The sequence below is a fragment of the Bacillus sp. S2(2019) genome (assembly GCF_005144805.1).
GTDB classification, from domain to species: Bacteria; Bacillota; Bacilli; order Bacillales; family Bacillaceae; genus Bacillus; species Bacillus altitudinis.
The window spans coordinates 179,493-188,433 of sequence record NZ_SWFL01000005.1; the positions used below are offsets into that span (position 1 = coordinate 179,493).

Genomic DNA, 8,941 nt, shown 5'->3' on the forward strand with positions numbered 1-8,941 from the left:
AGCATCGTGACCCCTATTTGGATCACGATGCTTTTTTATGAGACAACATCATTTTCTTTCTCCTCTGTCTCTGTTTGCTGCATTTTGCGATAGGTCACTCTTGAAATGACAATACTCACTTCATACAAAACGAGCATTGGCAAGGTAACCATGAGGTGAGAAACGATCTCTGGCGGTGTAATCAGTGCGGCAATGACAAGGAGGACAAAATAGGCATACTTCCGGATTTTTGATAAAAACATCGGTGTGATGATGCCAAGTCTTGTGAGAAACATCAACACGACAGGCATCTGAAACAAAAAGCCAAATGGAAGTGTTAACTGCATCAGAAATGTAAAATACTCATGAATCCCAATCACTTGCTCCACATGTAAATCATTTGACATCCGTATCATAAAATCGACGACAAATGGAAACAAAATAAAATAAGAGAAAGCCACACCGCTCAAAAATAAAAGCAGTGCAATCGGAATATAAGCAAGTGTCACCTTTCTTTCTTTTTCATATAAGCCAGGACTCACAAACGCCCAAAGCTGATATAAAATTACGGGACACGTCAAAACAAGAGCAATGACAAAAGCGAACTGCATAAACACGTACAGTGGATCTGTGAGCTTAAATGCGTTCAATGTCAGTGTGGCCGCTTCATCGGTATTTTGTAAATACACAATGACCGGCTTAGCGAGAAAAAAACCTGCCACCATAAAGGCAACAAAAAACATCGCAATGATCACTAAACGTTTTCGCAGTTCCACAATGTGCTCCATAAGCGGCATATCTTTGACATTCATGAAGCTCATCCTATTCTACTGATCTTCTTTTTTCTTATTTTCTTCCTGATCATCAGCTAAACCTTTTGTGGCATTTTTAAATTCACGTAATGTATCTCCTGCTGCTCTTCCTAATTGAGGAAGCTTTTTCGGCCCAAAAATAATGAGCGCAACAATCGCAATCAGAACCAAACTTCCAGGACCAATCGGACCCATTTGCTCCACCCCCTTTACCCCTTTTCGTCAGTCCTCCTGTGTAACAGAGTAATGCTTTAAGAAATACACAAGAGACTGAAGTTCAACCGCCAAATCTATATGATGAATTCGAATGTGTTCCGGCACATTCAATCGAGCCGGCGTAAAGTTAAGGATTCCTTTGATGCCAAGGGCAATCAAACGATCTGTAATGGATTGAGCTGCTACGGCAGGCACTGTCAAAATCGCAACAGGAATATCTCCTACCTCTTGCACATGCTCTTCAAGCTTATCCAAATCATAGACAGGCACGCCGCCTATCTCACTTCCTATTTTACTCTCATTGACGTCAAAAGCCATTGAAATTTTTGTATTATTATTTTTAATGAAATTATAGTGTAAAAAAGCAGTCCCTAAATTCCCGACACCGATGAGCATGACATTCGTCATTTCATCTTGGTCAAGGGTCTTTCTAAAGAAGGTCAAGAGGTAATCGACATTATAGCCATACCCTTTCTTCCCAAGTGCACCAAAGTAAGAAAAATCTCGGCGAATCGTGGCAGAATCCACTTTGACTGCATCACTAAGCTCTGCCGATGACACCCTTTGTTTTCCTGATGCATGCAGATTTTTTAAAAAACGGTAGTAAAGCGGCAAACGTTTGGCTGTCGCTTGTGGAATTTTTGACTGGTCTATATTCATATAAGATCCTCCAACTTAAATATCAGATGCTCTGTGAAAATCACCGTTTTCCCCGCCTGTTTTTTCTACTAGATAGGTCGGGCCGATGATCATCCCTTTGTCTATTGCTTTGCACATGTCATAAACGGTCAGTGCACATACTGAGGCAGAAGTGAGCGCTTCCATCTCCACACCCGTACTTCCTTTTGTTTTCACCTGTACTTGTATGTTCAGAATGTACGCATTTCCGTCTTCCTCCCAATCAAAGGAGATATCGACACCTTTTAATGCAAGCGGATGACACATTGGAATGATGCTGGACGTTTGCTTTGCTGCCATAATGCCAGCTACTTGTGCGACAGATAGTACATCCCCTTTTCCAATGTCATGCTTTTGTATTTGATGAAATACTTCTTTTATCATACGAACGCTTGAAACAGCAACGGCAGTTCTCACTGTAGACGATTTGTCACTAATGTCGACCATCTTTGCTCTTCCTTGTTCGTTAAAGTGGCTAAATTGACTCATCTTTCAACGCTCCCTCACTCAAATCATACACTATTTTTTCCTATCTGTCTTTCATTTGAACATGGCAGCCGTATGTAAGATTTGCCGGTTTACTGCTGATAAGCTACACTTAACATATTATAGCAGAGGTGAAGTTACATGATGATTCTACAAGTGAATCAGCTGTCCAAATCGTTTGGCGCTGATACCGTTTTAACGAATATAAAATTGGAAGTCAAAGCGAGGGATCGTATTGCCATTGTCGGTCGTAACGGTGCAGGAAAATCCACGCTTTTAAAAATCATTGCCGGTCAAATGTCTTACGAACAAGGTGAGATCATCAAACCGAAAGACCTATCCATTGGATATCTCGCACAGCATACAGATGTGACGTCTACACGTACGCTAAAAGACGAACTACTATCGGTTTTCGATCATTTAAAAGAAATGGAAAAAGAGATGAGAACCATAGAAGAGAAAATGGCTTCTTCCACAGGAACAGAATTAGATTCTCTAATGAAAACCTATGACAGACTGCAGCAAGCATTTAAAGATCAAGGCGGCTACCAATATGAAGCGGATGTCCGCTCCATTTTACACGGACTCGGCTTTAGTCATTTTGAAGATCATACAACCGTCCAATCCTTAAGCGGCGGTCAGAAAACCCGTCTAGCGCTTGGAAAGCTATTATTGATGAAACCAGAACTCTTGATTTTGGATGAGCCAACCAACCATCTAGATATTGATACCTTATCATGGCTTGAGCAGTATTTGCAAAATTATACAGGAGCCATCCTCATCGTTTCCCATGATCGATACTTCTTAGACAAAGTCGTGAACCATGTATATGAAGTGTCAAGAACAGCGATGAAAAAGTTCGCAGGGAACTATAGTAAGTATCTTGACCAAAAAGCTGAGCAGCTAGAGCGTGATATGAAGCTGTATGAAAAACAGCAAGAAGAAATTTCGAAGCTTCAAGATTTCGTGGATCGCAACTTAGCAAGAGCCTCCACCACAAAGCGTGCTCAAAGCAGGCGGAAACAGCTGGAACGGATGGATCGTTTAGATAAACCGTTAGGAGATGAAAAATCCGCAAACTTCCATTTCGATATTATGAGGCAAAGCGGAAATGACGTGCTGAAGGTGCATGATCTCGATATTAGTTACGATGAAAAAACGCCGCTCCTCTCCTCCCTCTCTTTTCATATTAAACGGGAGGATAGCGTGGCACTCATCGGCCCTAACGGTATCGGGAAATCAACTCTTTTAAAAACCTTAACGGATACGTTAAAACCAGTAAAAGGCGAGATCAGCTTTGGTTCTCATGTGACGATTGGCTACTATGATCAGGAACAAGCCAAGCTGACATCCTCCAAAAAAGTGTTAAATGAACTTTGGGATGATTTTCCCCATATGACTGAAAAAGACATTCGGACTTGTTTAGGAAACTTCCTTTTTTCAGGTGATGACGTCTTAAAGCCTGTACATGCATTAAGCGGTGGAGAAAAAGCACGACTTGCACTGGCAAAGCTGATGCTCCAAAAAGCCAATTTCCTCATTCTCGATGAGCCGACGAACCATCTTGATTTAGACAGTAAGGAAATATTAGAGAATGCACTAATAGATTATCCAGGCACCATCTTGTTTGTTTCACATGACCGTTACTTTATCAATCGCCTGGCAACAAAAGTTCTCGAGTTGTCACCAAATGAAACAAAAGAATACCTCGGTGACTACGATTATTATCTTGAAAAGAAAAACGAACAATTAGAGCTTGAAGCACTCCAAACTCAGGAGACGCATAAAAAACAAGCAGAAAAACCAGTAGAAACAGCAAAACTTTCCTATGCAGAAGAGAAAGAACTCAAAAAGAAAGAAAGACAAAAGCAGCGCCGAATTGAAGAAATTGAAGAGCGTATCGCTGTCATCGAAGACAAACTTGGTGAAAACGAAGAGCTTCTATGTGATCCTGCTATTTTCCAAGATCACGAGAAAGTACAAGCCATTCAAACAGAAAATGATGCGCTCAATCAAGAGATGGAATCACTTTTTGCGGAATGGGAAGACCTATCAGATGCATAAAGAGTGCCCTAACGGGTGCTCTTTTTTTAAGGCGAGAATCTTTATCCACAATGATACCCACAATAATCTCTTGATTATTCTTAAATATTTTAAAGTTATCCACTTTATCCACAGCATTTTAATCACATATCCACATAAAAGATCACATTTATACACATTCTCTTCATTTTAAAACGAATTTTCTAACAATTGTGGATATATAACGTTTACATGTGAATAAATCGCTTTCATTTCAACAGAAAAAACTCCTGTATATCCACAGGAGTTCCAAATTGTCGACAAAGGGATAAAATGAACTTTATTTTATCCCTTTGTCTTCTTCTCAGCGTGATAGAAAACCTTTGCAGCCCTAGGAAGGAGGAGTACTGGCGCGGAGCGAATGTCACATTCGTGAGCACCAGCACGCAGGACTGACAAAGAATGCGAGGGTTTGTCTACACGCTGAAACTCCTGTATATCCACAGGAGTTCTTATTCATAGGAGACAAGCGGCAGTCCAGGTTGACCGTTCATTGCCATGTCTCCTCTTATTCCCTTTTCAAATGCAATGGTTCCCGCAGCAGCAATCATGGCTGCATTGTCTGTACAAAGAGACAATGGCGGAATCATGACATTCACTTCAGGCAACTTCGCAAATGCTGAAGTAAGGGCTTCTCTAAGACCTTTATTGGCAGCAACCCCGCCAGCTAGAACGACTTGTTTCACATCATACGCTTCAGCCGCTTTTAAGGTCTTTCCAACCAGCACCTCAATCACGCTTTCTTGGAAACTTGCAGCCAAATCCTCTGGCGCAATGGTTTCGCCCTTTTGAGACGCATTGTGTAATGTGTTGATGACCGCTGATTTTAAACCGCTGAAACTAAAATGATAGGATCCTTCTTCAAGCCATGCACGAGGAAGCTTAATCGTTGGCTCCCCTTCATGTGCCAATCGATCAATGTGAGGTCCCCCTGGATATGGCAGACCCATTGTCCGAGCTACTTTGTCATACGCTTCTCCAGCCGCATCATCCAACGTTTCGCCAATGACCTCAAAAGACCCATGCTCTTTCATCAAAACAAGCTCAGTATGCCCACCAGAGACGACTAGAGCTAAACAAGGAAACACCAGTTCACCAACGAGCTGGTTCGCATAAATGTGTCCAGCAATATGATGAACACCTACAAGCGGAATTTGATGTGCGAAACTCAGTGCTTTGGCTGCATTGACACCTATCAAAAGTGCACCAACTAAGCCTGGACCTTCTGTCACAGCAATGGCATCTAAATCCTGAAAGGTCATATTGGCCTGCGTCATGACTTCTTCTAATACGATCGTCATTTGTTCCACATGATGCCTTGAAGCGATTTCTGGTACCACTCCGCCAAATCGTTTATGGCTTTCTATTTGTGAGGCGACAACATTCGCTACGATCTCTTTCCCATTTTTCACAATTGACGCAGCTGTTTCGTCACAGCTTGTTTCTATACCTAATATGAATCGATCTTTTTTTTCACTCATTTATCTTCACCCACATGACTAATGCATCTTCCCCGTTATCCGTATAATAATTCTTTCGAATAGAAGCTGGTTTAAAACCTAGCTTTTCATAAAGGGATTGTGCTGGCGTATTTGATACCCGCACTTCTAGTGAAAGATGATCTGTCTTTTTTTCTTTGCAAAATTCCATGACATATCGAAGCAGCGCTTCCCCGTATCCTTTTCCCCGGTGCTCAGGGAGAATCGCAATATTCGTAATTTGTGCATCATCCATGACAATCCAAACGCCGCAATACCCAACAGGCTGACCATCTTCTTCAATGAGGAAATAATGGCTATATTGGTTATGGAGAATTTCATAGACAAACGACTCTTTCTTCCAAGGCGCTGTAAACGAATGCACTTCAATCGTATATACCTCTGGGATGTCCTCTACTGTCATTCTTCGCATCTCTACTGTGTTGAGATTATTTTTGTCCTTCAAGCCATTTCACTTCCGCTTCTGCCAAACGAATATAATTAGGAACAAGCTGATGGACATCTTCAGCAGGGCGGTCTGCCCCTAAAAATGCGAGCACTGAAGGTCTTGGGTTGTGAAATGCCTCGTCTGCGATCACAGCAGTTTCTCCAAGTATGGAGAGAACATTCTCTTGATGAAGATGCACATCATGTCCAAGAAATAAAACAGGGTTCCCTTCCTTTTTCAGCTCTTGAAGCCAATCAGTGAGCAGGATATTTTGATCTGGTTTCACTTCTTTTATCTTTCCACCTTCAAATGTATATAACCCTGTATAAACTTGTCCTCTTCTTGCATCAAATATAGGAGAAATCATTCCATCAAAATATCGAGCATTTGCCGCCAGCGTTTCTAAACTTGAAACAGCAGTTATCGGGATAGACAGCGTCCAAGCAAGTGTTTTTGCAATGGTCACACCGATTCTAACGCCAGTGTAAGAACCGGGTCCTTTGGCTACAACAATTTTGCTTAATTCGTTCGGTGCTACGCCGCATTCTTTCATCAGTGCTTCAACTGTCGGCATTGCTCGTACTGAATGATTCTTCTTTAAGTACGTAATACTTTCCCCAACCACAGTGTCATCACGGACAAGAGCTATTCCGAGTGTATGGTTTGACGTATCAATTGCCAGTATGGTCAATATCTTTCATCTCCTTACAAAGGGCCTCATAGCGCTCCCCTTTTGCATAAAACGTGAGATGACGTTCTTCTTCACGTTCTGTTCTCAGCATTTCAATTTTTAAATACGATGAAGGCAATTGAGGTTCAATGAGATGTGCCCATTCAACCAAACATACACCTTCCCCCTCAAAATATTCGCCCAGTCCAATATCTTCTTCCGCATCTTCCATACGATACACATCCATATGATAAAGTGGCAGTCTGCCATCCGTATATTCTTTAATAATTGTAAAAGTAGGGCTGTTGACGATACGGGTAATACCTAAGCCTTCTGCAAAACCTTTTGAAAAAGTCGTTTTACCTGCGCCTAAGTCTCCTTCTAATGTTAAGACATCGCCGGGCATCACAAGTGTAGCCAAGGCAGCAGCAATTCGTTTCGTCTCATCCGCACCTTTTGTTGTCCACGTTAACTTCATGGTGGAGTCACCTCATTTCTTAAAATGATTATATCCTTTTTTCATTAAAATTGTTTGTTGATCATGGTCTTTTAAAATAACGCTGGACGCTCGATCATCTTTGACTTGTCCAATACGCGTGACCTGAATGTGTTCTTTTTTACATTGCGTCTCAAATCGCTTCCAATCCGTTTCAGGGATCGTACCAGTTAAGACAAAATCCTCTCCACCGAACAAGACCCATTCCATCCACTCTTTATGTAACAACGGGAGATGTGGATGTTTTGGGAGTTGATCAGCCTCAATTTCCAGCGTTACACGACTGGCCTCCGCTATTTCGTTCAGCTCACTCGCTAATCCGTCACTCACATCATTCAAGGTCACCCGGGGGAAGCTTGAACAAATAAGGCCAGCAGCAATATGCGGCTGCGGCATTTTGTGTCGCTCTAGAAAAAAAGCAGTGTCAATCGAATGTGCAGCATTTACTTCATTCATTAAAAGGGATAGCCCAGCAGCTGATGAACCTAGTTCACCTGTGACAAAGACAATGTCTCCTGTCTGAGCACTATGACGGTAACAGGCTGTTCCCTTTGGAATCTCACCAATGACCGTTACTGTGATGACAAAGTCACTGCGGGTGGCTACTGTATCTCCACCGATTAAATCCATATGATATGTGTCAGCCAATGCTTTCATTCCCTCGTAAAAAGCTGCGATAATTGCTTCATCCCCATGAGGCGGGATCGCAATTGATACAAGATAATACTTAGGGGTTCCTCCCATGGCTGCGATATCACTGATATTCACTGCCAGCGCTTTAAATCCAACCTCAAAGGGTGTGGAAAAATCAAATCGAAAATGGACATGCTCTACCATTGTATCAACACAAACGACCTCTTCACAATGTGAATGAGGTTGATAAACACTAGCATCATCACCGATGCCCATGACCAAAGAACGCTGATGCGTTTCTTTTGGTGTAATTCGGCGAATAAGATCAAATTCATCCATAAAAGACAGCCCCTTCATACAATCAACTGATTGAGCAAACATGATGTCAGACACAGTTAGTATTAGTGTAGCGAATATGAGCCTCGGTTCCAACTAAAAACGATATAAAGAAAGCCTGGTATAAAAAAACCAGGCGTTGTTTGTTGAAGTCATGATCTTTTCTTATCACATTTAGTGTAGCCAAACACAAGGAGTTTCATTGCATCTAGGATACTTATTGAAAGAAAAAGACATAAAAAAAAAACGAAACTATACGTTTTCGTTTACAAGTCATAAAAATGGCGGTCCGGACGGGACTCGAACCCGCGACCTCCTGCGTGACAGGCAGGCATTCTAACCAACTGAACTACCGGACCATTTTGGCTGTACTCAATGAGTACTCCCTATTTAAGAGGTAAAATAATTTGGTTGCGGGGGCAGGATTTGAACCTGCGACCTTCGGGTTATGAGCCCGACGAGCTACCGAACTGCTCCACCCCGCGACGATATAAAATGACAAGCTTGGCGGCGTCCTACTCTCACAGGGGGAAACCCCCAACTACCATCGGCGCTGAAGAGCTTAACTTCCGTGTTCGGTATGGGAACGGGTGTGACCTCTTCGCTATCGCCACCAAACCTGATGGA

General features: G+C 42.2%; 10 protein-coding genes, 2 tRNA genes and 1 rRNA gene. 1 reads left to right on the forward strand and 12 read right to left on the reverse strand.

Annotated features, from left to right (window positions below; all coding sequences use genetic code 11):
• Nucleotides 1-35: 35 nt before the first annotated feature.
• The 4 genes from tatC to moaC are packed head-to-tail and all read right to left on the reverse strand — an operon-like array spanning nt 36 to nt 2,174.
• Nucleotides 36-800, reverse strand: a complete 765-nt coding sequence (tatC, locus tag FBF75_RS17780) for a twin-arginine translocase subunit TatC (RefSeq protein ID WP_007496023.1) — start codon at nt 798-800, stop codon at nt 36-38.
• Between the two features lie 6 nt (nt 801-806).
• Entirely contained in the window at nt 807-986 is a 180-nt protein-coding gene (locus tag FBF75_RS17785) for a twin-arginine translocase TatA/TatE family subunit (protein ID WP_012009077.1), read from the reverse strand.
• Nucleotides 987-1,013: 27 nt separating this feature from the next.
• Nucleotides 1,014-1,667, reverse strand: coding sequence for a redox-sensing transcriptional repressor Rex (locus FBF75_RS17790; protein WP_008355687.1), 654 nt, complete (start codon nt 1,665-1,667; stop codon nt 1,014-1,016).
• A gap of 15 nt (nt 1,668-1,682) precedes the next feature.
• Complete coding sequence (gene moaC / locus FBF75_RS17795; RefSeq protein ID WP_052321021.1) at nt 1,683-2,174, reverse strand: cyclic pyranopterin monophosphate synthase MoaC; 492 nt, start codon at nt 2,172-2,174, stop codon at nt 1,683-1,685.
• Nucleotides 2,175-2,312: 138 nt separating this feature from the next.
• Here moaC and FBF75_RS17800 point away from each other — a divergent pair, with 138 nt between their 5' ends.
• On the forward strand, nt 2,313-4,235 hold the full coding sequence (locus FBF75_RS17800; protein ID WP_052321020.1) for an ABC-F family ATP-binding cassette domain-containing protein: 1,923 nt from the start codon (nt 2,313-2,315) through the stop codon (nt 4,233-4,235).
• Between the two features lie 470 nt (nt 4,236-4,705).
• On the opposite strand, the gene tsaD is transcribed toward FBF75_RS17800, so the two are convergent.
• The 8 genes from tsaD to rrf all read right to left on the reverse strand — a co-directional run bounded on the left by tsaD (nt 4,706) and on the right by rrf (nt 8,932).
• Nucleotides 4,706-5,734 carry a tRNA (adenosine(37)-N6)-threonylcarbamoyltransferase complex transferase subunit TsaD gene (tsaD, locus tag FBF75_RS17810; protein ID WP_099496350.1) on the reverse strand — a complete coding sequence of 343 codons (1,029 nt, stop codon included), beginning with the start codon at nt 5,732-5,734 and terminating at the stop codon, nt 4,706-4,708.
• On the reverse strand, nt 5,727-6,155 hold the full coding sequence (rimI, locus tag FBF75_RS17815) for a ribosomal protein S18-alanine N-acetyltransferase (RefSeq protein WP_008344382.1): 429 nt from the start codon (nt 6,153-6,155) through the stop codon (nt 5,727-5,729). Before rimI ends, tsaD begins: the two co-directional genes overlap by 8 nt.
• Before the next feature lie 25 nt (nt 6,156-6,180).
• On the reverse strand, nt 6,181-6,870 hold the full coding sequence (gene tsaB / locus FBF75_RS17820) for a tRNA (adenosine(37)-N6)-threonylcarbamoyltransferase complex dimerization subunit type 1 TsaB (RefSeq protein WP_099496349.1): 690 nt from the start codon (nt 6,868-6,870) through the stop codon (nt 6,181-6,183).
• Nucleotides 6,851-7,327 carry a tRNA (adenosine(37)-N6)-threonylcarbamoyltransferase complex ATPase subunit type 1 TsaE gene (gene tsaE, locus FBF75_RS17825; protein ID WP_007496038.1) on the reverse strand — a complete coding sequence of 159 codons (477 nt, stop codon included), beginning with the start codon at nt 7,325-7,327 and terminating at the stop codon, nt 6,851-6,853. The genes tsaB and tsaE overlap by 20 nt, the downstream gene beginning before the upstream one ends.
• Before the next feature lie 12 nt (nt 7,328-7,339).
• Entirely contained in the window at nt 7,340-8,317 is a 978-nt protein-coding gene (thiL, locus tag FBF75_RS17830) for a thiamine-phosphate kinase (protein ID WP_099496348.1), read from the reverse strand.
• Between the two features lie 279 nt (nt 8,318-8,596).
• Nucleotides 8,597-8,673: transfer RNA gene (locus tag FBF75_RS17835), tRNA-Asp, on the reverse strand.
• Nucleotides 8,674-8,722: 49 nt separating this feature from the next.
• Nucleotides 8,723-8,799, reverse strand: a tRNA-Met gene (locus FBF75_RS17840).
• Nucleotides 8,800-8,816: 17 nt separating this feature from the next.
• A 5S ribosomal RNA gene (gene rrf, locus FBF75_RS17845) occupies nt 8,817-8,932 on the reverse strand.
• Nucleotides 8,933-8,941: the final 9 nt, after the last annotated feature.

Coding starts and splice junctions, on each gene's coding strand:
- tatC (WP_007496023.1), bottom strand. CDS start 800: ATGAGCTTCATGAATGTCAAAGATATGCCGCTTATGGAGCACATTGTG.
- FBF75_RS17785 (WP_012009077.1), bottom strand. CDS start 986: ATGGGTCCGATTGGTCCTGGAAGTTTGGTTCTGATTGCGATTGTTGCG.
- FBF75_RS17790 (WP_008355687.1), bottom strand. CDS start 1,667: ATGAATATAGACCAGTCAAAAATTCCACAAGCGACAGCCAAACGTTTG.
- moaC (WP_052321021.1), bottom strand. CDS start 2,174: ATGAGTCAATTTAGCCACTTTAACGAACAAGGAAGAGCAAAGATGGTC.
- FBF75_RS17800 (WP_052321020.1), top strand. CDS start 2,313: ATGATGATTCTACAAGTGAATCAGCTGTCCAAATCGTTTGGCGCTGAT.
- tsaD (WP_099496350.1), bottom strand. CDS start 5,734: ATGAGTGAAAAAAAAGATCGATTCATATTAGGTATAGAAACAAGCTGT.
- rimI (WP_008344382.1), bottom strand. CDS start 6,155: ATGACAGTAGAGGACATCCCAGAGGTATATACGATTGAAGTGCATTCG.
- tsaE (WP_007496038.1), bottom strand. CDS start 7,327: ATGAAGTTAACGTGGACAACAAAAGGTGCGGATGAGACGAAACGAATT.
- thiL (WP_099496348.1), bottom strand. CDS start 8,317: ATGGATGAATTTGATCTTATTCGCCGAATTACACCAAAAGAAACGCAT.